30 protein-coding genes and 1 pseudogene are annotated in these 23,178 nt (G+C 36.8%); 7 read left to right on the plus strand and 24 right to left on the minus strand.

The annotated features are described in order from the left end of the window. Positions 1 to 14 precede the first annotated feature (14 nt). The 3 genes and pseudogenes from EGX96_RS11155 to rpsI form a co-directional block, all read left to right on the plus strand. Positions 15 to 134 (plus strand): annotated as a pseudogene (locus EGX96_RS11155) (helix-turn-helix transcriptional regulator); the annotation flags it as partial. A 224-nt stretch (positions 135 to 358) separates the two neighbouring features. Further along, entirely contained in the window at positions 359 to 805 is a 447-nt protein-coding gene (rplM, locus tag EGX96_RS06320; RefSeq protein ID WP_001865567.1) for a 50S ribosomal protein L13, read from the plus strand. A 20-nt stretch (positions 806 to 825) separates the two neighbouring features. Beyond that, on the plus strand, positions 826 to 1,218 hold the full coding sequence (gene rpsI / locus EGX96_RS06325) for a 30S ribosomal protein S9 (RefSeq protein ID WP_000035940.1): 393 nt from the start codon (positions 826 to 828) through the stop codon (positions 1,216 to 1,218). Positions 1,219 to 1,323: 105 nt separating this feature from the next. Here rpsI and EGX96_RS06330 read toward each other — a convergent pair whose 3' ends face one another. The 22 genes from EGX96_RS06330 to EGX96_RS06435 form a co-directional block, all read right to left on the minus strand. Then, on the minus strand, positions 1,324 to 2,547 hold the full coding sequence (locus tag EGX96_RS06330) for a site-specific integrase (RefSeq protein ID WP_000156560.1): 1,224 nt from the start codon (positions 2,545 to 2,547) through the stop codon (positions 1,324 to 1,326). A gap of 54 nt (positions 2,548 to 2,601) precedes the next feature. Next, positions 2,602 to 2,874: a helix-turn-helix domain-containing protein gene (locus EGX96_RS06335; RefSeq protein ID WP_001196075.1), complete on the minus strand. Its 273-nt coding sequence runs from the start codon at positions 2,872 to 2,874 to the stop codon at positions 2,602 to 2,604. 110 nt (positions 2,875 to 2,984) lie between these two features. Then, positions 2,985 to 3,317 carry a type II toxin-antitoxin system PemK/MazF family toxin gene (locus EGX96_RS06340; protein ID WP_000371058.1) on the minus strand — a complete coding sequence of 111 codons (333 nt, stop codon included), beginning with the start codon at positions 3,315 to 3,317 and terminating at the stop codon, positions 2,985 to 2,987. Then, entirely contained in the window at positions 3,304 to 3,609 is a 306-nt protein-coding gene (locus EGX96_RS06345; protein ID WP_000162871.1) for a hypothetical protein, read from the minus strand. The genes EGX96_RS06340 and EGX96_RS06345 overlap by 14 nt, the downstream gene beginning before the upstream one ends. A gap of 56 nt (positions 3,610 to 3,665) precedes the next feature. Continuing rightward, the gene (locus EGX96_RS06350) at positions 3,666 to 4,721 is read right to left on the minus strand and encodes a phage tail tip lysozyme (protein ID WP_000728345.1); all 1,056 of its coding nucleotides are present in this window, start codon (positions 4,719 to 4,721) and stop codon (positions 3,666 to 3,668) included. An 8-nt stretch (positions 4,722 to 4,729) separates the two neighbouring features. Next, entirely contained in the window at positions 4,730 to 4,912 is a 183-nt protein-coding gene (locus tag EGX96_RS06355; protein ID WP_001882897.1) for a hypothetical protein, read from the minus strand. A 40-nt stretch (positions 4,913 to 4,952) separates the two neighbouring features. Next, entirely contained in the window at positions 4,953 to 6,884 is a 1,932-nt protein-coding gene (locus EGX96_RS06360; RefSeq protein ID WP_001154548.1) for a hypothetical protein, read from the minus strand. Positions 6,885 to 6,896: 12 nt separating this feature from the next. After that, entirely contained in the window at positions 6,897 to 9,419 is a 2,523-nt protein-coding gene (locus tag EGX96_RS06365; protein ID WP_000243267.1) for an ATP-binding protein, read from the minus strand. A 10-nt stretch (positions 9,420 to 9,429) separates the two neighbouring features. Beyond that, the gene (locus EGX96_RS06370; protein ID WP_000410250.1) at positions 9,430 to 9,846 is read right to left on the minus strand and encodes a conjugal transfer protein; all 417 of its coding nucleotides are present in this window, start codon (positions 9,844 to 9,846) and stop codon (positions 9,430 to 9,432) included. Position 9,847: 1 nt separating this feature from the next. Continuing rightward, the gene (locus tag EGX96_RS06375; RefSeq protein ID WP_000099227.1) at positions 9,848 to 10,075 is read right to left on the minus strand and encodes a hypothetical protein; all 228 of its coding nucleotides are present in this window, start codon (positions 10,073 to 10,075) and stop codon (positions 9,848 to 9,850) included. 16 nt (positions 10,076 to 10,091) lie between these two features. After that, positions 10,092 to 11,084, minus strand: a complete 993-nt coding sequence (locus tag EGX96_RS06380) for a conjugal transfer protein (RefSeq protein WP_001098866.1) — start codon at positions 11,082 to 11,084, stop codon at positions 10,092 to 10,094. Between the two features lie 9 nt (positions 11,085 to 11,093). Continuing rightward, the gene (locus tag EGX96_RS06385) at positions 11,094 to 11,648 is read right to left on the minus strand and encodes a hypothetical protein (RefSeq protein ID WP_000780011.1); all 555 of its coding nucleotides are present in this window, start codon (positions 11,646 to 11,648) and stop codon (positions 11,094 to 11,096) included. After that, positions 11,645 to 11,881, minus strand: a complete 237-nt coding sequence (locus tag EGX96_RS06390) for a hypothetical protein (RefSeq protein ID WP_000456039.1) — start codon at positions 11,879 to 11,881, stop codon at positions 11,645 to 11,647. The genes EGX96_RS06385 and EGX96_RS06390 overlap by 4 nt, the downstream gene beginning before the upstream one ends. 19 nt (positions 11,882 to 11,900) lie before the next feature. After that, complete coding sequence (locus tag EGX96_RS06395; protein ID WP_000058816.1) at positions 11,901 to 12,287, minus strand: hypothetical protein; 387 nt, start codon at positions 12,285 to 12,287, stop codon at positions 11,901 to 11,903. Continuing rightward, entirely contained in the window at positions 12,265 to 13,497 is a 1,233-nt protein-coding gene (locus EGX96_RS06400; RefSeq protein ID WP_000625216.1) for a replication initiation factor domain-containing protein, read from the minus strand. The genes EGX96_RS06395 and EGX96_RS06400 overlap by 23 nt, the downstream gene beginning before the upstream one ends. 211 nt (positions 13,498 to 13,708) lie before the next feature. Continuing rightward, positions 13,709 to 15,367 carry an FtsK/SpoIIIE domain-containing protein gene (locus EGX96_RS06405; protein WP_001882899.1) on the minus strand — a complete coding sequence of 553 codons (1,659 nt, stop codon included), beginning with the start codon at positions 15,365 to 15,367 and terminating at the stop codon, positions 13,709 to 13,711. A 6-nt stretch (positions 15,368 to 15,373) separates the two neighbouring features. Next, positions 15,374 to 15,784: a DUF961 family protein gene (locus EGX96_RS06410; protein WP_000216328.1), complete on the minus strand. Its 411-nt coding sequence runs from the start codon at positions 15,782 to 15,784 to the stop codon at positions 15,374 to 15,376. Between the two features lie 22 nt (positions 15,785 to 15,806). Then, the gene (locus tag EGX96_RS06415) at positions 15,807 to 16,121 is read right to left on the minus strand and encodes a hypothetical protein (protein WP_000406626.1); all 315 of its coding nucleotides are present in this window, start codon (positions 16,119 to 16,121) and stop codon (positions 15,807 to 15,809) included. 113 nt (positions 16,122 to 16,234) lie between these two features. After that, positions 16,235 to 16,462 (minus strand): hypothetical protein, encoded by a 228-nt coding sequence (locus EGX96_RS06420; protein WP_001105756.1) that lies wholly within the window; start codon positions 16,460 to 16,462, stop codon positions 16,235 to 16,237. Then, entirely contained in the window at positions 16,459 to 16,695 is a 237-nt protein-coding gene (locus tag EGX96_RS06425; RefSeq protein ID WP_001000876.1) for a hypothetical protein, read from the minus strand. The genes EGX96_RS06420 and EGX96_RS06425 overlap by 4 nt, the downstream gene beginning before the upstream one ends. Before the next feature lie 128 nt (positions 16,696 to 16,823). Then, the gene (locus EGX96_RS06430; protein WP_000285204.1) at positions 16,824 to 17,102 is read right to left on the minus strand and encodes a type II toxin-antitoxin system YafQ family toxin; all 279 of its coding nucleotides are present in this window, start codon (positions 17,100 to 17,102) and stop codon (positions 16,824 to 16,826) included. Beyond that, positions 17,103 to 17,375, minus strand: coding sequence for a type II toxin-antitoxin system RelB/DinJ family antitoxin (locus EGX96_RS06435; protein WP_000246822.1), 273 nt, complete (start codon positions 17,373 to 17,375; stop codon positions 17,103 to 17,105). Between the two features lie 680 nt (positions 17,376 to 18,055). Here EGX96_RS06435 and EGX96_RS06440 point away from each other — a divergent pair. Together EGX96_RS06440 and EGX96_RS06445 are read left to right on the plus strand one after the other, a co-directional pair. Beyond that, the gene (locus EGX96_RS06440) at positions 18,056 to 18,418 is read left to right on the plus strand and encodes a helix-turn-helix domain-containing protein (RefSeq protein WP_000483806.1); all 363 of its coding nucleotides are present in this window, start codon (positions 18,056 to 18,058) and stop codon (positions 18,416 to 18,418) included. A gap of 6 nt (positions 18,419 to 18,424) precedes the next feature. Further along, on the plus strand, positions 18,425 to 19,276 hold the full coding sequence (locus EGX96_RS06445) for an ImmA/IrrE family metallo-endopeptidase (protein ID WP_172581992.1): 852 nt from the start codon (positions 18,425 to 18,427) through the stop codon (positions 19,274 to 19,276). A 19-nt stretch (positions 19,277 to 19,295) separates the two neighbouring features. Here EGX96_RS06445 and EGX96_RS06450 read toward each other — a convergent pair whose 3' ends face one another. Further along, positions 19,296 to 19,658, minus strand: coding sequence for a hypothetical protein (locus EGX96_RS06450; protein ID WP_000722890.1), 363 nt, complete (start codon positions 19,656 to 19,658; stop codon positions 19,296 to 19,298). An 87-nt stretch (positions 19,659 to 19,745) separates the two neighbouring features. Continuing rightward, positions 19,746 to 21,296, minus strand: coding sequence for a DNA cytosine methyltransferase (locus EGX96_RS06455; protein WP_001145976.1), 1,551 nt, complete (start codon positions 21,294 to 21,296; stop codon positions 19,746 to 19,748). A gap of 193 nt (positions 21,297 to 21,489) precedes the next feature. On the opposite strand from EGX96_RS06455, the gene EGX96_RS06460 reads away from it, so the two are divergent. Continuing rightward, positions 21,490 to 21,951, plus strand: coding sequence for a helix-turn-helix transcriptional regulator (locus EGX96_RS06460; RefSeq protein WP_000443123.1), 462 nt, complete (start codon positions 21,490 to 21,492; stop codon positions 21,949 to 21,951). Further along, positions 21,951 to 23,171 carry an MvaI/BcnI family restriction endonuclease gene (locus EGX96_RS06465; RefSeq protein ID WP_001159665.1) on the plus strand — a complete coding sequence of 407 codons (1,221 nt, stop codon included), beginning with the start codon at positions 21,951 to 21,953 and terminating at the stop codon, positions 23,169 to 23,171. Before EGX96_RS06460 ends, EGX96_RS06465 begins: the two co-directional genes overlap by 1 nt. Positions 23,172 to 23,178: the final 7 nt, after the last annotated feature.

Below are 23,178 nucleotides of genomic sequence, written 5' to 3' on the forward strand. Positions count from 1 at the left end.
GGACAGATAGTAATATGAAAAATTTACGCTTAAAGACGGCTAGAGCTAGTATGGATTTATTATAACAGTCTCTAGCTGAAAAGGTCGGTGTATCATGTCAGACAATAGCCGCCATTGAAAAAGGAGACTATAATTAAGCGATTAAATTGTGTCAAGCTTTGAATAAAACTGTAGATGATTTATTTTGGGATGAAAATTGATAAAATAAAAGAAATAACTTGACGAATGCTACCTTATTTTGATATGATTATAAGCGGTATTGTTTACCCCATTTGTAAGGCCCCGGAACCTTTCAAATACTCTCGTGGACCGGAACATCCACACCTGTAAACAAAAACGAATTCGTATAGGAGAAATCATGAACAAAACAACTTTCATGGCTAAACCAGGCCAAGTTGAACGCAAATGGTACGTTGTTGACGCAGCAGATGTACCTCTTGGACGTCTTTCTGCAGTAGTTGCTAGCGTACTTCGCGGAAAAAACAAACCAACTTTCACACCACACACTGATACAGGTGACTTTGTGATTGTTATCAATGCTGAAAAAGTTAAATTAACTGGTAAAAAAGCGTCAGATAAAATCTACTACACTCACTCAATGTATCCAGGTGGTTTGAAACAAATCTCAGCAGGTGAACTTCGTTCTAAAAATGCTGTTCGTTTGATTGAAAAATCAGTTAAAGGCATGCTTCCACATAACACTCTTGGACGTGCACAAGGTATGAAATTGAAAGTATTTGTTGGCGGTGAGCATACACATGCTGCACAACAACCAGAAGTACTTGATATCTCAGGACTTATCTAAGAGGAAAGGAGCATTATATAATGGCACAAGCACAATATGCAGGTACTGGTCGCCGTAAAAACGCTGTTGCACGCGTTCGTTTGGTCCCAGGTACTGGTAAAATTACAATCAATAAAAAAGATGTAGAAGAGTACATCCCACACGCAGACCTTCGTCTTGTTATCAACCAACCTTTCGCAGTTACTTCAACTCAAGGTTCATACGATGTTTTTGTTAACGTTGTAGGTGGTGGATATGCAGGTCAATCAGGTGCGATCCGTCATGGTATCTCACGTGCACTTTTAGAAGTTGACCCAGATTTCCGCGATTCATTGAAACGTGCTGGACTTCTTACACGTGACGCACGTATGGTTGAACGTAAAAAACCAGGTCTTAAGAAAGCACGTAAAGCTAGCCAGTTCTCAAAACGTTAAGAACAGCTTTACAGCAACGATTACAGACACTCAATGTTTACCTCATTGGGTGTTTTTTCGTGCACTTTTTGAAAAACTCACCTCAAAATTCACCTTATTTTTACCTTATTTATTTTTGAGCTCTCTGTAAGCAGTTTCGCCAGCACTAAGTGGAACAACATTTGAAGTATTAACATAAATCTTTGTTGTACTCAAATCACTATGTGTTAAAGCTTCTGAAATGGATTCCAGAGACATTCCTGCCTTCTTAGCTAAAGTAGCACCAGTATGCCTTAACATGTGAGGAGTGGCATGCCTAAGATTTTTATGGCGACGTTCTACAGATTTCATCTTGTTATTAAGGTAATCTGCATGCAGAGGGCTATTCACATTGCCTTTAGTGTCAATATAAGTAAATACATATTGTTCTGGAGTTTGAATGATACCAAATTTTGCTAATTCTGATTTTTGTTGAATTTTCCATTGATATAAGAGAACAGTTAGTTCTTGAGGAATAGCAAAAATTGTTTTCTTTTCTCCTTTAGTAGACTTAGGCTTCTTATATTTATCCAAGGCTTGAATTAAACCAATTTCAGATGTATCTAAGGAGATATGTTTCCACTGTAAAGCATAGCTTTCCGATTTACGGTCGTTTAAGATAAAAGTTGTAAAAAATAAAACATAGTCTTTAAGCGACAATTTTTTGTTTTCTAGGTCTTCTTGGAACATTTCAAACCATTCCCGTAACTCACTTAAAGTAAGGTATAAATCTTCATCACGCTTAGCTTCTTGTAATTTGATTTTTTTAGTCGCTTTAATACGACTGATTGTTTTAGATAGGCGATTCATTTCAATATATTCTAATTCCTCTGCCCAGTCAAAAATAGAATTAACATAACTACGTATGACCTTGAAATTGGCATATTCATTTGCTTTAACAGTCATCAAATTTAAAACAACCGTTTTATTCTGATTTAAAAATTTAATGGAATAATTTCCAAACATTGGTAAAATATGTAATCTAAAAACAGTTTCTGTATTGTTAACTGTTGGAAGAGTGGGTGGTTTATTTGTTGAAGTCGTTTGACCTGCTTTATAGGCTTCCCACCAGACATTATGATAAAAATCTTTGAAGAGAATATCACCATTGATTGCTTGATGTGGTAATGCACCCCCTTTTTGGATAGTGTTAATATCTATTAAAATTTGTAGTTCAGCTTCTTTAGCCTCCTTCTTTGTTTTGAAACGCTTATCGTAGTAGTTTCCTGAAATTCCCAAAGAAGGTCTAGCTTCTGTTGGAACATAGAGTTTTAAACGATAAGAACCATTTGAGGTTTTTGTAATTGTCATAGTAATCTCCTTTTTACTGAGCTAGAAAATTACCCTGACTTTATTATAATGAAATCAAAAGTGATTTTCCAGTTGTATCATCCATCTACGGATACTGTCTTTATCAAATCGAATTGTTTTTCCAATCCGAATATGTGGCATTCCCTTTCTTATCCAGATATCCAGCGTGTTATTTGAAATTCCCAGATACTGACAGGCCTGCTTTTTATTTAAAAAAGGACTAATTTGTCCTGAATCTTCTTTAACGGTTTCAATCTCATTTTTAATAAGATTTGCAACAAAAAGTTGAATTTCTTTTGTTTGTTCTTCTGGTAAAATAACTTGCATAATTTTCCTCCCTTTTAGGCAATAAAAAAGCAAGAGCTATAAAGCCCTTACCTTAAGGAGATTATGAAAAAGAAAAGTTTTAGGATTATTTATAATATAATCGTATAATCTTAATTTTCTCTTAAAAATTTTTCAAATCTCTGTTGGTCATTTTCTGTTAACTTTCCGATTAAGCGAACTTGAACAAGTTCTACGTCTAAATCATAAAGTTGAACGGTATCAATCCAAGATGGTTTCACTAATCCTGCCTCTTCCCATTCTTTTATTTCAAAGTATTTTGAACGGATATAAGATGATTTACGGGAATACTGACTAGTGATACGGTAGGTTCTGATAACTTCTTCATTATTTGCAATGACTAGAACAGGACGTCTTTTAGCTCCTGTCCCATCACTAAAAGCGATAGTTGCTACCAGAATATCATATGGGTTATAGTTGTCCATGTCTTTCCTCGTATTCTGGATAGTCTTCATCAAAGAAATCTGCGATTGCTTCTGGATTAGAAGCAGTCACTTTGATAACATTTGAGTTTGCCAAAGCTAGTCTTTCTAAAGGATTATCAGAAATAGCATGGACTTGTTTCCTTAAATCAAATGGCAATCCATTCACCTCCTTTGATTTTTGTAAGAACATCACGAAAGCGTCACCTACAGAAGTTCCTAAGGATTTGTATAGTACCGATACTTCATCTAATAATTCTGAATCTACTCGCTTTTGAAACATTTTTTTAGTCATACAATCACCTCTTTTGTACTTCAATTGTACGACAAATGTAGTTTTTTGTCAAATTTTTACTTTCCAATTACGTATGTAAATTGGTTAGCTGTTGCTTTATCAAATGTGCGGTAAGAAACAACTCCAAGTCCTTTGGTGTTGGTTTCTGAAATGAGAATAGACCCGTCTGATTTGACCTGCTCCACAAACGCAATGTGTCCGTAAGTTGGGTCTGCGCCAGCTTGTTCAGGAGAAAAGCTGAGAGCACTATGTTCAGTTGGTGTATGTGTGGTTTGGTAGCCTGCTTTCTGCTTCCAATCCCCACCATTGCCCATGTAAGGGTCAAAGTTAACGCCTACTTCTTTGGCTCGGTTATAGACAAACCACGTGCATTGTCCCCAAGGATAGGTCGCAGAAGTATAGTTAGAAGTGTTGATTGCCTTTGTAAGGCTATATCCAGCAGGCACTCCATCAGAAGTTACGCCTCCACCGTCTCGTGTTTTGGCATTAGTTGTATCCCCTGTTAAAGTGTCTTTGAAGAGGTTATACCATTTTCTCGCATTCTTCTTCAGGTCACTAGTTTTGGTTTGACCGTCTGATAAAGCGACCCCTTCATAATATTCTGACCAATAAAGAGCTGCTTCTTCAGGGTCAGTCGCTTTTTGCATTTCTGTTTTGACTTTGCTATAAGAGCCATTTAGCTCTGTAGATAAGAGGTCTAGTTCAATATCAGAATCTAATTTCTTTTGTTTTGCCTTTGACCAGCGATTGCCATTGACAGTAGAAGACCAGCCTGACCACTGGAAATAACCAGCCACACCGCCACCTGTATTGACGGCTTTAGGGTCAAAGCCACTTTCACGTTCTGCAACCGCTAAACTTCCAGAAGCTCCTGCGAGAGTAAATTGTTCTTGTGAGAGTTCATAGTTGAGAATTTTGATGACATCACTTGCCCGTTCTTCTGAAATATTGGCTTTTTGAGCTACTTCTTTAGCCGTTAGTTTGGTTTGTAGTCCTTTGGCTTGTCCATTAGAAGACGTACTACCCGCAAAAGCTCCCATGATAATAACAACCAAGAATAAAGGTAAGACCAGAGCACCTAAAGCACTAACAATTACTAGTTTTTTCTTCATCTTCCCTCCTAAGTTTTCACATAGACAGTCATCATTACCGTTTCAAATCGCCATTGAGCCGTCAAAATAAGAGGATTTTCTTTGATAGTTGCTAACAGTTGCTCTTTCTCAATCTCTTTTACTGAAAATAAAAGGAGAAAGTCAATAGAAGGCTTTCTCTTTTTATAGGCAAGGGCAACCGCATTGTTCACCGTCTGTTAAAACCTCTTTTAGAATAAATGCGTATATTCATTATTCCTTTCCTCCTCTCAATCGTGCTAATTCCTCTATTATCTGATGTTTACGGTTAATATTGGCTTTCAATTTATCGTCTTTCGGCAAGGTTTTACGATAGTTCTTGATAAAGGCATTTGAACCTTGCGCTTGGTATAGTGCTTCATCATCTTTGTATGGTTCTAATTCCTTTTCAAGTTTATTGATGTGATGTTTTTGTCTCCAAGAAAGGCGATTTTGACGGCGCTCTTCAAACTCTTTCTGCTCTCTGTTCTGCTTTGTATCCATTAGCGGGGAAGGTTCTGTGTCAAAAGGTTGAACGCTTGTGTCTTCTTCCTGAATAGCAGATTCAAAAATCTCCATTGGCATATCTGGCTCTTGAAACGGTGTTGTTACCTCGTCGGGAGCGCCTGTTTCTTCAAAGGAAGAAGTAGTGGGTGTTTCCTCCTCGTCATTTTCTGGAGGCGTTGAATCTTCCGTTCCTTCTGAAGTCGGATGGGGATTTGAAAAAAGAGTTTTCATCTGTTTACCAGCATTCATGAAGAGCCCCGCTCCCAATCCCGCTCCAGCAAGGAAAAAGTTTCCGGATGTTTGAGCCATTTCAAAGGCGTTAGTAGCTTTTGTAGGCAGCTGCTTCAGGGGTTCCTGCCCATTTGTAACGGTTTCTTTGACTTTGGTATCTATCTCATCAAACGTAATCTTTGCTCGTGAACCGAGTAACAATTCAATCAATTCTCCTTTGTATTTCCAAAGCAACCAATAAATCACTCCTTTAGCACAAACAGAGACGATTAGTTCAAAGAGAGCGCTAAAAGTAGACAAGGAAGAAAAATCTCCAATAACCTTATCAAAGCCACTACTTACTAAGTTTTCACTGATTTTTTCAAGGTAAAGTAAAGCCAAAGTTAACAGGCTTGTAATGGCTGGGAAAGCAAGACCACCAAACATGACCTTAAAAACTCCAAAAAGAATATCTTGCATTTTGGGAATAAAGGAAACCAAAAGGGCAATAGGAAAAAGAAGAATCATGATAAGGACAAGGGCTTGTGCAAGGACATTGAGCAACTGAATTAAGACAATAGGAATGGCAATGACAATCGCTTCAACCATTTTAAAAAGGATATAGAAGAACTTAACAGGGATATAATCAGGAATAGCCGATACCCAACGGTTATGTTCATTATCATCACTTGCTCCATTTCCTATTTCTAAATATTTATTCCTATCAGCGGTAGAAACGGCTTTAAACTTGCCTGATTTATCCAAGCTTCCTAGAACTTTTGAATCCTCAAACGGTTCTTCTTTTCCTGTTTGACGGTCTTTGTATTTTCCGTTTTCTTGTCCTGTATTGACAAAGAGATAGGCTTTATAAGAGGTTTCTGCGATATAAGAATCAGCTACGGAAGACCCTATTTTTAAAGACTGATTTTTTCCGTAGGAGACGGAGACATTAGAAATGTGATGAATCGTAGTACTAGCGACATTGTCTACTGTATTGAGCAGATACAATCCACCAGAAGTTCCAGCAACTGTCCCAAACCAACCAAAGCCTAAAAAGAGAACCAGAAGGACATGAAGCAATCTTTGAGAGAAATTGCCTTTAGACATGAGGAGCTGATAAAAGAGATAAAAAGCCAAGCAAAGGAGAATCAGAAAGACTAATGATGATTGAGCCACACCAGAAGTAGCTCCTGTAAAGCCTCGCCAAATGGATTGAGCTCCACTGAAGACATATTGCTTGTAAGTGTCATAAAGTCGGACGTTTTCTAAAATCCGAATCATCAAAGAGAAGAAACCAACAATGAGGTTGAGGAGGAAAAAAGGGAAGTTGACAAAGATTTCGTTGAACATCACCCAAACACCGCTGAAATCTCCAAAGCCAGTTTTTATCATGTAGGATTTTAAAGAAAAAATATCCATGCCTTTTAATTTTTCAAATGCTTCTTGCACAAGCTCACCTCCTTAAGATGCGTATTTATTTTCAAGATTAGAAGAAACAGTAGCTTTCATTGGTTTTAGAAGCGGGTCGATACTATCAAAAATGTTATAAATGGAAATCATATTGAGATTGCCGTAAACATCTTTATAGAGGCATTGCCCTGAAATCATATTTTTAATCCATTCCAGATTTTCTTCATTATCCGTTAGTCCAACGTGTTCTAAAATATCGGGAAGTTCATTGTCTTCTCTAAAGGCAAAGAGTGTCCCAAAGCCTGTGGTATCATCATCTCCTTCAGCGTCATGAACGGATTGAGTAATGAGGCAGAGGACATTATTAAAGAAACGTCCAACACGACGCATGGATTGGATAACGGCTCGTCCTTCTGCCGACTTCATCAGTACCCACGCTTCGTCGAAAAATTCAATGGTATCTTCATAACGATTGAGTTCTCCAAAGCGTGTACAGAAAGCTCCCAAAGCAAACATCAGCGCCGTAGAATTGATTTCTTTATCGTCTGGGGTGACATCTTGTTGATTATCTTTACTATCTGGTAAGGATAAGTCCGCTACCTCTAAAACAGTCACCCGTTTATCATAAGACAATCCTTCTACATTACCGTCTGAAAAAGCCAATTCCAAAATGGAATTTTCGACAATGGACGTCAAATAATCTCCTACTTCAAAGATAGTGCTATCTGGATTATTGGTGAGCTCTTTGAGAACATGTTTTAACCCCACGATTTCTCCCGTTTGTCTTTGAGCCACCACTTTGTTAATTGCTCTCGAAATAGCGGTCATTTGCTTCATTGTGACCTTCATTCGCTTGTTGGAGAAAATAAGATAATTGAGCATGTTTTTTGAAACTGAAACAGCGTCATCTTTATCCAACATGACAATTGGGTCAAGAGCCCCATGATTGGATTTCACCCTACTATCCAAAGTGACAAAGTTTATCTGTTTGATATGTTCAGCCAGAAGCGGGAACCGTTTTTCAAAGTCTGGGTGGTGAGCAATTGCTTCAAAGTGTTTTCGGATAGAGCGTTTCGGGTCAACATACAAAGATTTCACATCTTGAAGAGAGGTTAGGAGAAAGATAAGTTCTGCCAAAAAAGATTTTCCTTCACCCGTTGCGCCAGTAATTAGGATATGCGGATTCTTTGTAAGTTTTCCTGCAATCCCTTCTTTATTTCCAACGGTCGCATTAAAGAGCACCATATTTTTAGACGCTTCTTGTGCCTTTTCAATACTTTCCCACCGTCCTGTCCAATTATCCACCCGTCCGATATGCCAGCCAATATGGTTTCCTGAAGCTGTGTTGGTAAATGGCATTAGTTCTGCAAAACCTCTTGGAGTGACATAGTGTGTCCACGTTCTGGTCTTATTTTCAAGTGGTTGACCATAGAGGAGAGACTGGAAGAGATAAGGCGTATCATGACTAGCTTCACTCACTTCTACGTGCATATCCTCAAAGTAACTTAAGACTACCTGACGGCGACGTCGTAATTGGGATAGGCTAGAAGCAGAAACAATGAGATAAGCTCCATATTCAATGACTTCTTCTTTCCCACCAACCTTTTTCATCAAGTCTTTGAGAGACATTGCCCCCAGAATAATTTCATCTTGTTGGACAGTATCTGTACTTTCAGCTTCATTCATAATATTTCGATAACGAATGTTAGAACGTGCCATTCGCCCTTTTAAAGAGTTCTTTTCGATAAATTCTGCCTTTATCCGTAGTTCTACAGGGAAATTAAAGCGTTGGGTAAATTCCCCTAGATGAAAGCCATTAAAAATAATGGGTGTTTTAGCAATCGGAAGAATGGTGAGAAAAGAAGAACCATAGGGGCTGTCTAACTTCATAAAGCCCCCAGCCATTGGTCTTAAGACCGTATCAGTCACATTAAAGAGTGCCCGATTGGCTGTGACTTCTTGCTTTAGATGAGGAATATAGCGCAAGTACTGCATGCGTTGATAGTAAAAGAGCTCTTCATTGGTCAAACGTTGTGCCCGAAGAGCGGAAAGGATTTGATAGACGGTCGCTTCACTAACCAGATACTCTTGCGCCCAATCTTCAGGAATCTCATATTGAAAGCCCACGCTATTGGCAATCATTTCAGAGACTTCAGAGAAGCGCTCAACCGCCATATCCTGAACGGTGGTGTTTTGGTCATCTTTTAAAAGATTGACACCAATCAACCAGTCAAATTGATAGGGAATTTCCATTTCTTGTGTCAATTTGTCTGTCGAATACTGCAACAGTTCTTCCCCCAATGCTTGACTATCGGGAGACAAGGCATGAGAAAAGTCTTTCATCTTTTCTTCTAACAAATAGTCCTTTGGAATCAAGGAGACTTCAAAGGACTTGTTTTTAACCAGTTTTTTTATCAGCTGAGCAGTTGTCAGCTTGTGTTTTTGTTTCTTTGCTTTATCTGTAATGGTGATGGGAGTATTGGGAATACGATAAAAACTCATCACCATTTTATCTGTTGTTAAAGCTATATTATCCTGTGTTTTAAGAATCGGATAGACAAGTTTTAGAACCATTAGACCTCCTTTATAAATCTGTTTTTTCAAAAACAATTTCTTCTTCATCCACCATTTTCATTCTATCTTCATGATAAATCGCTTTACGATTGAGGCGAAAATCCATAAGATAGCAGATATAATCCCATAAGAAAACGTGCATTTTCTTTCCTTGTGGTTCATACTCTGTATAAAATTTAGCGAGTTTATAAGGGATATACCAATAAAGATAACATGAAATGGAATGCGTTAATTTGTTCAACGGAAGAAGAAGTGAGCTAAACACTGTCAACATTAAAATCAAGACCAGTGCAAAAACCACAAAAAAGGAAAGTTGCATGGGTGTTGCAAAATACCAAATACGTTTTCCTTTTTGTGTTTTTACTTCTTGAATCCAGTAGGGAGCGTTTATCCCTCTAGCGTAATCATACAATCGTTCTTTTTCCATGTCACAACCCCGTTTCAATTCCAAAGAGACGGAGGAACCAACCGATAACGTGAAGTAATTGTCGTCCGCCTCCTGTTAAAGAGGCAATCACTGCGTAGAAAACAAGCGTGGTAAATAGTCGCCCCCAAGAGCTGTTTCTCCAAGCTAAAATAATCAGGATAATCGCTCCAAAGGTAATGAACCAGAAACCGTCTCCTTGTAACCATGTTTGTAAATTAGATGAACTCATTGATTAAACTCTCCTTTTATTCTTTTGTATCTGCGTAATTAGCAGGGATTGTATGGCTGACTTTCTCCACATAATAGGACTTCCCTTTTTCTGATAAGGTCAAGGTGAAGTTTTCAGCATGTGTCGAGCCTGCGACTTCAAATGTTACTTGAACATAAGCCATAACTGCTTTATCGGTTGCTTTGTAGTAACTAAAATCTAAGGTTTTAAAAGTGGCATTTTTTACAACTGTTACATTGTGAGCCACTAAGTCCAAATTATCTTGGTCAGTCGTATAGTTAGTGAAGAAAACGTTGAGAAACTTATCCAATTTCTTTTTTGTTTTCTCTGAAACCCTATCTGACTGATTGAGCTTGACTTCTGTATCGGTACTTTTCTTATCTGCCTGATTGGTCGATAAACTAGAAAACCAAGGTAAGCCCGTAACATAGTAACCCGTTTTTGTTTTGGCATAAGGGATATTAAAACCCGTTACCAATTCTTTTTCTTCTGTCTTATCCCCATTTTTTACCGTTTGATTGTAATGCACCTCATACGTTGCCACATTATCTGTAACGGTTAGCAGGCGTGACCAACTCAATTGACTAGGATTTTTGACTTGACCTTGTGCTTGAATATCAGGCTCTGAACCGTAAAAGCTCGTTAATTGCTTAGCTTGTTTGGTTTGACCGTCTGAATCTGCAGGAATCGTGAAATAGCACTCTACAAAATCATTCAGATAATATTGCAGGCGATTATCTATTGTTTGGTAAGCAGAAGAGGGAGAAGAAGTAGCTTTTTTAGCAACTATCAGTTTTTCAAGATTGGTGACTTTACTAGACATTGTCATCGCACGAATGCCTCCTAGTAGCCCTACAAGCAAAATAAAAGCCAATCCTGATAGAACGGCAAGATTGACTGTTTTTTTGTTGGCAAGGGTTAATGTTGGTTTTCCTTTCTTTTTAGGACGTTTGGTAAAATTTCCAAGATAAGTTTTTAATTGATGATAGATAAGTTTTACTGTATTCATAGGTACCCCTTACTGATTGGCTAGTTCAATCAATTTATTTCCTTTCGCATAAAGTTGTTTATGAAGTTTATTAAGTTCACTATTGACATAATAGTAACCTCGCAATTCAGCGTGAAGACTTTCAACCAGTGCTTCAGGGAGTTGTTTCACCTCTTCTTTTTTGAGAAGTCCGTGCAATTCACCTGCTTTTTTCCAAGCTTCTTTATCATCATGGGCTTTCATCAATTCTCCTAGCTCCAATGAGACCGCTCTGACTTTCTTTTCAAGTGTGTTTTGTGTTGCCATTATCAGTTCCTCCATAAATGTTATTTGATTTTCTAAGATAACCTGTCTAAAAAGAGTGACAAGTTGTGTCGTCATGTGTTGATTGAAGTCTAACACTTGACCATCCAGTGTGAAATAAGCATGTTGGTAGTGGGCGGGGTATTCAAGGTCAATGGTTTTCCGTGCAAAAGCGTCTAAGAAAAACTCTTTTTCTTTCATTAGGACAATGTAGAGATTCCAGAATTCGTTTTTATCAAGGAAACAGGAGATTCCCTCGTAAATTTTTTTTACAAGCTTCATACGTCATCTTCTACCAAATCATGATAGCCAAGGAATCGATAGATGTCATCAGAATCAAACCAAAGCCAATCATTGATTTCTGTTTCTGTAGGGATACTTCCTGAAAAAATATCTTCACCAAGTGAGGTTAGTCTGTCCATATCTCCCCGTTCACGGACAGTTGCTAGTGTATTGCGTGCACCTGACCAAGCCCTGAAATTGTCCAGACTATTCAATTCAACTTTATATTCCATTTCATTTTTCCTTTCATTTTTATAGTACCAATTGAGCATAGCCCGTCTGTACGAGCATTTCTGCCACCCAACGAGCGTTTTGACTCATCTTTTTTAGTGGTTTTGTTTTTAACTCTTCAAAAAAAGGTTGTCTAGCTTCTTGCCTAGTCGCCTTTTTAATCGCATTTTGTTGGTGGTTTTCATCTTTAAAGGCTTGCTTTCTAAATTGTTCTGCATATTTCAATTCAGAATCTTTTTTAGGTTGATAATATAAGAGTCCCCAATAATCAATCAAATCTTTGACCAATTCAAAATCGTAAAACGATAGGTAGAGTTCTTCATAACCGACTGGGAAGGTCTTTGTTTGAAGAGGGCGATTGAATTTATCGGGAACATTGAATGGTTTATATCTGTCCGACAATGACATTAAAATCAACTCCATTTCGTTCACAAATTTCTTCTGCTAATTTCGTATGATTGTTACTCAAATAGGCTTCAGAAATGATTTCTGAAAGCTCATCTGTCTGATAAACCATATCAACGATTTTCAGCAATTTCAAAGCACTAGAGACTTGTTTTGTAACCCAATGTTTTGTCCTTGCATAGTTAATTTGACGAGGACGTGTGACAAATTTAAAACCCGCTTGTGTGCCAAGCAGGTTATCCCATTCACTATCATAGTTGCCATTCCAATCTTTCACTTCAAAATAGTTATTTAAAATCCGAGCGCCTATTTTAGTCAAGTCAGTTTCCAACGTATACCATTCTTTTAAAATATCAAACGCCTTGGTATCATGTAGTTCAATCTCATAACGGTTTTTATAATTATAAGCTTCATGGATATAGTCAACAGAAACGTCTTTTAAGAGGGCTTGTTCATAATCCTTTTGATAAAAGCGAATCATGAGATTGGATTGACGACTGCCAAAGTTTAAGGTCAAACCTTGATTGACAAAGCGATTTTCAACTTTTTTCAAGCCTTCAATAGCGGTAAAGGTGCGGAGTTTGCGCATGATGATTTTATTGTCAAAAATCCGATTTTTAATATCAAATAAGTCAAGATTCCCTGATTTTTTGTATAATTCATCAAGGGCAATATCAAAGCGTGGAAAGGCTAAAAAAACTTCCAAAGGTCTATCTTTTCGTTCTTGTTCCGCAAAGAGAAAGACATCGTGAAGAAAAGAAAACCAATTCCGACCTTGTTGTTTTAATAACAATTCAAGCTCACGACAACCCCCTCCTGTTAAGTCAATCAGCGTTCCAGCTTCTGCCTTCTTTTCAGAATGGGAGTAAAGTACCCGAATTGAACCATAGGTTATCATATCTGAATAGCTGTATAGACTTTTTTCTTCATAAAAAAAGTCAGCTAGTTTTAATTTTAGAACGTGTGTGATGACAGCTTTAAAATCAAGTGTTTTGAAGCGAATTTTTAACCAATCCACCGTGCTTTCTAGCTTGGTTTCTGATTTGCGATTCAGAAAGTGAAAGAGTGCTTCTTCAAACTCTTTGGTCATTTTTCGTTGACCTTGTTCAATGTTTCGGTAGTTGTAGTAACTATAACCAATCATAGTTGCCATTTTGCGTTGAGTAAATCCTAACTCAAGCCTGATACGCTTTAAATCGGTATTGCTTATCACTCTTTTTCCACCTCCTTTTTGTGTTTGTTCTAGTGACGGGAAGAATAGGGAATCTAACAGCCTTTTAAGGACTTGTGTTAGTTTTAACCCCCCTATTAGTATCGGGAGGTTAAGCCCTTTTGGGGCGTGCCTAGGGCACACCCCAAAACGCCCGCTTGTCAGCTCGGTCGGGCAGGTCGGACGGGCGTAGCCCTGACCTTGACCTTCGTGCCTACGCTGGCTCAGGAGGTGTTTCAAAGTGTTGAAGGACAACTTGCTTATAGGGCAAGTCAGCCTGTTCTTTCTCTGTTACAATTTCCTCCAACAAAGCCCTATCTGCTTCATCTAGCAGAATACGGTTATCCTCTCTTCTGAATGTATAGTCCTGTTCTTCTATGTATTTCACAAGGTTTCGTAAGGTTGAAATGGGCACATCAAATTCTTTGGCAAAGTCATTCAGAGGAAGGAGGGGAGATTCTGCTTGTTCAACGGACAAGTCAGATGATGACGTTTGAGTAGTTTCTGTTGTTTCTAATAGTGGGTCATCTAAGACGGGTAGTTTCTTGTATTCCTCAAAGAAAGAAAAGCCTTCCTCAAAGGGAACTGTAGGTGAATAAAATTCTCTAGCCACCTCCCCACCGTTTGCAATATAACCACGACCGAAAATCTCCTCTCCGTCAATTTCATCAATCTTTTTGAAAACTTTATTTGCGTTAGCGTCCCCAAACATCATTTTATTACCAGTATCTTCTAAGTGACCAACAGAAATCCGTTTCATAAATTGGTCACGTAAAGACGTTTTGAGGTATTCCCCGTCAGGACGTTGCATAGCAACAATCATGATGACTCCGGATTGGCGCCCTTTTAAAATCAATTCTGTTAGGTATTCGATAAAGTCTCCAGATGATTGGTAATCTCGCTCTAGTTTAGCCGCTAAGGCTGCCAACTCATCAATGACGATAAAACGAGGTTTTAACCCGTAAGCATAATACTTTTTCCCTGCTTGATAATCAGGGTGGCTGGTCATGTAATCATAGCGTTTATCCATTTCTTGCTCAGCACGTTTTAAACAGGCTAGCATTTCTTTTTTATCCCAGTAAACCCGACCTTTAAAGACAGGAATATTTTTCAATCCGACAAAGTCAGAGCGTTTAGGGTCAAGAATTTCCACATAACCAATTTGAGCTAAGACCCAAATCAAAATCATCAAGAGAACCGTTTTACCGCCACCCGTTCCACCACCAATCAGCAAGTGTGGGTGTTTATTGAAATCCCAATAGACATCTTTCATTAGGCGGATTCCCTTATCTGTCATCTTAACATCAAAGATAGATAAGCGACCAGAAAATTGGTCAATGGCAATGGTATAAGAAACGTAGCCTTTGGTAAATTGCTTGTTCATGAAGTCTCCGTCAAACATAATTTCAAGAGGCTTTTCAAGGGCAATAAAGCGGTCTTGGAATCGGCTGCCTTGAAGGTGGAGTGAAACGGTAATACTAAAATGGTCACGCTTCAAATACACTTTGGGTAATAGAATCCGTTCTCTCGTGTGATGATTCGATTTGATTTTATTGACCTTATACAAGTTATTATCAAGTAAAAAGTGGGAAAGAATCCGTAAACTATCTAGACGGCTAAAGAAAAGAAAATTTCGGTAACAAATCACCTGTACTAAGCCGTCTAGTAGCAATAATCCTAATACACTTCCACCAAAAAGAATCCCGTAGGTTAGCGGGTCACGTTGAAACTGGTTTTGAAGCTGGTTTTGGTGCAGGTAAGCTAAAATACCCCCTCCAAGGAGAAAGGGCAGAAGAAAAAGAGCAAAAGTTAGTTGTTTGATTTTCTCATGAAACTTCCGAACACGGATTCCCCGATAGGTGAACAGTTTCATAGGCTACTATCCTTCCTTTTTAGGTTCAGGTTTCCCCACTAATACAACGTCTTTAGCCCGTAGTTTAACCCCGCTTGTGGTGATACGGCGATTGTTAATGGTTTCTGCATTTGACCAAAAACGAGCAGTAGGAGCTACAAGCGTTACTTCATCATTGTAGTTCTTTTCAGCGGTCATTTGAGCCACTTTTGCTTCAGGTGGAACGGTTACGGTAATATCCCCATTGACCGCAGAGGAGTAGAGTTTCACATCTACATAATCAACCTTATCTGTTTCACGACGCTTTTCTTCACCAGTTCCTTCTTCCACATAGTCTTCCCAGTGCATAAAGGGAATAGCTTCAAGGAAATTTAGAGTTCCAAGAGTTTTTACAGTATCAAAAGTTTCAATCACATCAGCAGCAAATTTTACAGTCATAGTGTTTCTCCTATTCTATTTCTTATTTAGACTTTACTGTACGCATTTCTTCAGCAACAATGACATTTTCATGTTTACGTTTGCCTCCAAAGCGGAAGTTACGGCGTTCAATGGCAATTCCACGAGGGAAGACGACTTTTTGACGACCTTCTGGGACATCAGACATTTTAAAACCTTCTACAATGAGGAAGGCAGAGGGCTCTTTTCGACTTGAAATTTCAAAGATACGATAAGAGACAGGGTTGTAATCATTGGCACGGACTTCTTCCATACCTGATACAAAGACTTCATTTCCTAATACTTGGTTTTGGTCAACGAATACTTTTGTAATTTCCATTATGTTTACCTCAATTTCTATTTTGTTTAGACCGTTTTATGACTTGTCTAGGTCAAAAAATCAACTCATCTTTTTAATCGGCAGGTGCTCTTACTCTGGTCATACCGTCCTCCTTACATTCCAAAATAGGCTTTTTTAACTTTAAATTGAAAAGTCTTTTTACAATTCAAAAGCTGTTTAGCAAACTGGTCATGAGTATCATGGCGTAAAAAAAGACTATCCATTTCATTCAGACAGTCTCGGTAGCATGTTTCACAATGTGTAGGATTAGCATGATAAATTTTAAGGGAGAAAAGAAACTTCTCATAGATTTGTTGGAATCGTTGTTCAAAATAATTCATGTTGTACCTCCTTTCATAATGTAATCATGTTGAACTTTAAATTTGTAGTGATTTTTCCATTGGACTAATTGAACTGTTGGCAAGCCTAGTTTTTGGTAGTCGTGAAACAACTTATCCATTTTTTCTAGCACTTGATAACATAAGACCTTTTGATAATGCTTATCCGGATAGATTTTCAAAGAAAAAACAAAGTTCTCATAAATACGGCGAAAACTTTGTTCATAATCATTCATCTTTTTTCCTCGCTTTCCTTTAGAATGGCAATTTTTTGAACTGTCCGTTTGAAAGGACATGGATAGGCTAATGATTCATCAGCTTAAAGGAGTAGAAAACAAAAAAGACAGCTCACAAAGAACTGTCTTCACATCTTAAACAAATCCGCATGACTGCCTGTGTCGGCTAAGGTTAAAGTCAAAATATCGTCTTCAATCAGATAAATCAAGAGCCAATCTGGTTTAATATGACATTCCCTAAAGCCAACAAAGTTTCCTTTGAGTTCATGGTCACGGTATTTTTCTTCGAGTGTCTGACCTAGACGGAGTTTTTCAATCACTTCATCTAAGAGTGTCATCTCTAAGCCTCGCTTTTTAATCCTTTTATAGCTCTTTTTAAAAGTAGAGGTGAACTTGACTTGATACATCTAAGCGTCCAGAGCCTTCTTTAAATCTGCTAGATTGTCATAAGAAGCGATCGTTTTATCACGAGAGATTCGTTTAGCTTCTGCCAGAGCTTCTAAGGTTTTTTGACTATAATTAGGAACTTCAACTGTGAAAGGAAGTCCACCACGCAATAGACATTGACGAAGAAAAATATTGACCGCACTAGACATATCCATTCCCAAGTCATTAAATAATGAAGTTGCTTGGGCTTTTACAGTTTCATCAATCCGAATTTGAGTTGGTACAGTTGCCATAAATGCCACCACCTTTCATTATTTATTGTAATCCATATAGTTTACATTGTCAATCATTTGTATTTTTTTAAGTGTTTTCTACTCGTCTAAACAGATGAATCCTCTGTTTAGGGCGTGCTCGTATCGTCGCACACTCAGTGTTGTTATCACCGCTCTATATAGCTGTACTTGACTAATCTCTGTTATTATAGTCATCTCACTTCACTATAGCCACGATTAACCGCCTATGCTTACCCCAGCAGAACGTATCTTACCTGTCAGCATTTCCGACGCCACCAGCGCCAGCAGTTCCCCTTTGTTATCCGGTCAAGAGGGGCAAAAAGCCGAGTGCGTGAGATAACTCCAAAGGATTTTTTTGTTCATCTACTCCAACCTCCTTGACTTTTTGCGATAAAACCTGTACAATAATAATTGCTAAATGATTATTGTGTGTTGGTCAGCTAAGCTTGAGTGAGGTTGTCTGACGCACTTTTTTATTCAATTTTCAAAGGACAAATTTAAATCTTTTTGTTAATATCGACCTTTTTCATACTTTATTAAATTTATCTATTTCATAATTTTAGGTTTAGTATTAACAAGACTTACACAACCTTCAGGTTGTAAATATATAATACAACTTATAGGTTGTATTGTCAAGGGTTTTTTGTAAAAAAATTAATTTTTTTTAAAGAGGTACAAAAATGTTTCCTGAACGCTTAAAAGCTCTGCGTTTAGAAGCCAATCTAACACAAAGCGATGTAGCAAAAGAATTTGGGATTTCTCAGCAAGCCTATGCTAAATGGGAAAATGCTAAAGCTAACCCAACACAATCAGTTATTACTAAATTAGCGAATTTTTACAATGTATCCATTGATTATTTAATGGGTAAATCTGACTACAAAAATTCAGATGAGATTGATTTATCAACATTTGAAGTTCTATATCGGAAAACTTCTAAAAATTTATCTGATGAAGAGAAAAAAATACTAGAAGAAGATTTGAGAGAATTTCTGTTAGAGAGAGAAAAAGCCATTAGGGCTATGAATAAAGAAAAGAAAGACTGATGTTTCGTGCAAAGAATTTACTTTAATGTTTGGAATCGTGTCAAACAAACACTTTATCCATTCATGAAATTAAATAAAGTACATCCTCTTTATTATACTTTTCAGGATTACTTTAATTATGAAGTTGACAAGAAAAATATACTTGTTATTCCTCACCATATCCGGATAGATATAGCAGGTTTTAATATCAATGATGATGTTTTAACGATTTCCTATCAAGATAGTGATTCTATTACTCGTCAAAATTTTACAAAATGTCATGAATTAGGGCACATCTTATTACATCACAGTGGGCGAGTATTCACTGATTTTCATGATGATTCTCTACAAGAAAGAGAGGCTAATTTTTACTCAGCTTTTCTCTTAATGCCTGATATTGTGCTTCTAACTAAGATTTTTTACCAGCAAATGGCTTTTCAAGAGGTAGAAGCAACACTACAAGTTTCTGGTCAAGCTCTCAAAACTCGTTTGACAGACTTCTTAAATTTTGAATTAGACATCAATAGACTATCCGCAAAACAGATTGTAGAGGATTACCTAACTAGAAAAAACAAACACATTGTCGGCTACTTTGACCAAGTGAAAGACTATATCATCTCTGATTACAATGAATTTGAACCTAGCGCATTAGATAAGTTCAACTATTTAATAAATCAATCAAACTTCATTTCAGATATTGACTTACCAGAGTTAGCAGATACTCAATTCACCTCTTTGATAAAACAATGTTATCCAAAGTTCAAAATCTGGGGATTGTATGATAAGGGGCAATCTATTAGCTATGCTTGGAATCCCAAACAAGTGACAGAAGTAGAAGCTAAACGACATGCAAAACTTCTTTTAATAACAAGAAAATGACCTAGAGAAAATCTCTAAGTCATTTTTTCAGTGCCTTTTTATAGGCTTCACTATCCTTTTTGTATGCAATATTTTCATTACCTGAAGTAAAATAACTACCTGTATCATACTTTAAAGTGCCATTTTCTTTTAAATCGTAGGTAACAACAACGTCACGACCGTTAACAGAAAATGTAAAAGTCTTATTTTTAGTATCAATATTCGTTATAGCACGGGTTTCATTCTCGTAAAATCTCCCACCATTTTCATTAAACTCTAAAATAAGTTTAGCTTTACCGTCATAGATATCATAATATTTTCCATAAAGGCTATTTTGTTTGGAACAAGATATTAGAAATATAGCAGTAATTCCTAAAAGTAATAGACTAAGTATTTTTTTCATTTTCCAAACCTCCTTTTATAGTATTATACTAGAAAAATGTTACAGACATAATTCAAAATGAAATATTTGGAGTATATAAAAAGCTTTTTAATCATTGTTTAGAGCAATCATCACCTGTTCAGCAATTGCCTTAGCCAGTAATGGTGGGACAGCATTACCTACTTGAGTAAATTGTGGTGTCTCTTTTGCCCGTTTATCTCCACCAGTGGTACGCTTCCCAAGAAATTCAAAACTATCATCAAAAGATTGCAGCCGAGCCATTTCCCTAACAGTTAAAACACGGTTAAAGAATGGGTGGATATAGTCATCTGGTAATGTTACCATAGTTGGTGAGACACTATTTTGGTCAAGACGAACTCGAATACTCTTTTTAGTAAAGATGGCTTCGATTGCTTCAGGAGTTAAATCTCCATCTCTTAGCATTTTTGAAAACTTATCTTCCGTAATATCTGAATTCAACTGGTTCTTGATTTCATTCCAAAATAGTTCAGCCTCCTCAAATGAAGTTTTTAATCTAAGCGCTAATGATTTTAAAATATGTTGTTTAGCAGAGTTATCCGTATCGTTCATTGATAATAACCCAAGCTGACGATTGGTAAATTGTAACCATCTCTCGGATTTAAAACTTTCTTGAAGCAAATCCTGTTTTTTTAGTTGCTTGATAATGTGAAGCTGGTTAGCTTTACCATTGATTTGAAATAGACTTTCAATAAATAGGTTTGGATAGTCCCTTTTTAATTCTAGTCCTTCTAATTGGATTCTATTAACGGCTTTAGCTCTATTTTCTCCTTGTTGATATAGTGAGAATCGCTGTGTGACAATATCATCGTGTCTTGAGATTTCCATATTCAACGGATTATCATTTGTAATGGGGTGACCATCAGTATTAGGAGTCCTACCCAGTCGACTTTGTAGGGAATAATTTGTTTCATAGCTAAATTCCCCACCATAAAGGTCTCCTAAAGCGTCATAGACAGTAGCGTTTGGAATATCATTATCACTTTCTGGATATTGAATGGGTGCTACGTCATTACGGTATGCTAGAAATACAACACGATTTCTTTGTTGTGGGACACCAAAGTTTGCAGCATTAAGAACCTGCACATCAAGTAAAGTATATCCTAATTCTTCCAGCTCATTTCTAAGAATGGACTGAACCAAATGTTGTCCCCCGTAGATTCTATCATTGAGTACGCTAGGGAAGTCTAACATCTGCATATCTAAAATACCAGTTACATTTTCCATAACAACATAACGTGGCATAACATCTTTTATAATACGCAAATATTCATGAAAGAGCATATTTCTAGGGTCTTTGGAATCTCTTTTTCCTAAACGACTGAATCCTTGACAAGGAGGACCACCAAAAATGACATCAATAGTCCCTCTTTCAAAAATATTTCCGTATTTTAATGAGTTAATAGATTGAAAAATTTTATCAGAAGTTAATTCTTTTATATCTGCGAGTTCAAAGTGTGTATCAACACCTTCTACTAAACCTAGTTGTTTATGTCGGTTTGTATAAGTTTCTTCTACCATTGGGCTTTTATCGCTAGAGAAGATAATATCAAATCCAGCTTGTAGAATTCCTTCACTGAATCCGCCAGCACCACAGAATAAGTCTATTGCATAGGGCATAATTTACCTCGAATTATGTATTTATTACTTTAGTAGTATATCAGAATTTCATTGAAAAGTCCAGGTGTTACTACTTTTCTACTTTATACATGAGTAAATTTTTTCTAAAACCAGTCAAAATGTAAAGTAAAATGAATTTTATTATAATTAAAAGCTTTAATATAAATAAAAACAATAGTTGGAGAAAATAGATATGGAACGCTATGTTAAAGAAAATATTGAACGGTTACTTTACACAAGCGGATTAACGCAAAATGAGTTAGCTGATAAGGCGAATCTTAGCAGGCAAACTGTTAATAAACTATTATCTTCTAATGAAAAGTATAGTCCTAAACTTTCAACTTTAATAGCAATTTCTAATGTCTTATTAATAAATTTTCCAGAGCTCCTTATTAGAAGCAATAAATTAAGTGCTTCTATAAACTTTACTCTAAATTCTGTAGAAGAATATCAAAATACACTTATACAGAATGTGAAATTATATTTGAGAAGTTGGAAACAATTTTCACTAAGTAATTCCAGTGGAGTAAGAGAATCTACGATAAGTAATCTTGTAAATGGTAAATACTCAGACGTATATTTTTCAACAATAGAAAGCCTTGCTAAGGAAATGGAAGTTCCGCTTGCTGATTTATTTAAGAGGGGAGAAAGCTAATGCAATTTATTCCATATGATGATGAGTTAGAGGTTATCAATAATCTACATAAGTATAATTCTAATGACTACACTGTTATCAGATTGACACAAACTATGCTAAATAAAAGTATTATTGATGCAAATGGATTTCTAAGAACTTTGCTATTAGATAATGACTTGTTAGATTTTAGGAACTTGACTGATAAAGTTTATTTGACAGCTAATCTTGTACTGGACAACCAAAAGCATAGGGTAAAAATAAGTTTCTATAAAGCTAACAAAAGAGGAGATGAAAGATTTTGGATATATGGATTAGGGAAGTTCATTAAGTCATCTCAAATCAATGTAAACGACTTGATTTATATAACCGTAAATAATCAAAAAGAACTTACATTATTTAATGTTACACATAGCATTCCACAAAATAGTACTATTATAGAACTATTTGGACAAGATAAAGTTGAAGATTCACTAAATAGATTAATTCCACAGATTAAAGCCATAGCAAGACAAGGCTTTCATAATAATTCTAAGGGGGCAGGTAAGATTGCACCGAAAGACGCTGGAGATACCCTAGAATCACTTTTGGGAATTCAAACCAATAATAGCCAAGAAGCTGATTTTGAAGGAATCATTGAGCTAAAATCAAAATCCTCTAAAACCCTAGATACCCTATTTACTTTACGTCCAAATTTCGAAGGAACGCCCGTAGCAGAATTTGAACCGAATGATAGGAGTAGAGTGTCGGCGTTTGCTCGTCTGTATGGCTATGACTCAGATAAGCATTTGGGATATAAGAGCTTATACATTACAATAGGTTCAGAAGAAAATCCTCAAAACAATCAAGGTTTCTATCTGGAAGTTAATGATAGCGATAATATTGTTGAGCTACGGAAACAGGAAAACAAAAAGAGTATTTTAACTGCCTTTTGGACATTTGAAGCTCTAGAGGAAGAATTACATAAAAAACACCCAGCCACCTTATGGGTGAAAGTTGAATCTAAAATGGACGGCGAAGTAGGTCAATTCAAGTACGTTGAAGCAGAATTAACTCGTTCACCACAATTTATGACTTTTCTTTCTCTGATAAAATCAGGAGCAATTACTTATGATTGGCGAGGCTATACTACACCAGCAGGAAAGTATGTAGGTAAGAATCACGGTAACGCTTGGCGGATAAAAAATAAGCAAAGAGGTTTGTTATTTGGTAGTACAGAAGTAATTGATTTAAGTTTTTAGTATTTGG

Source organism: Streptococcus sp. FDAARGOS_520 (genome assembly GCF_003812685.1).
Lineage (GTDB): Bacteria > Bacillota > Bacilli > Lactobacillales > Streptococcaceae > Streptococcus > Streptococcus agalactiae.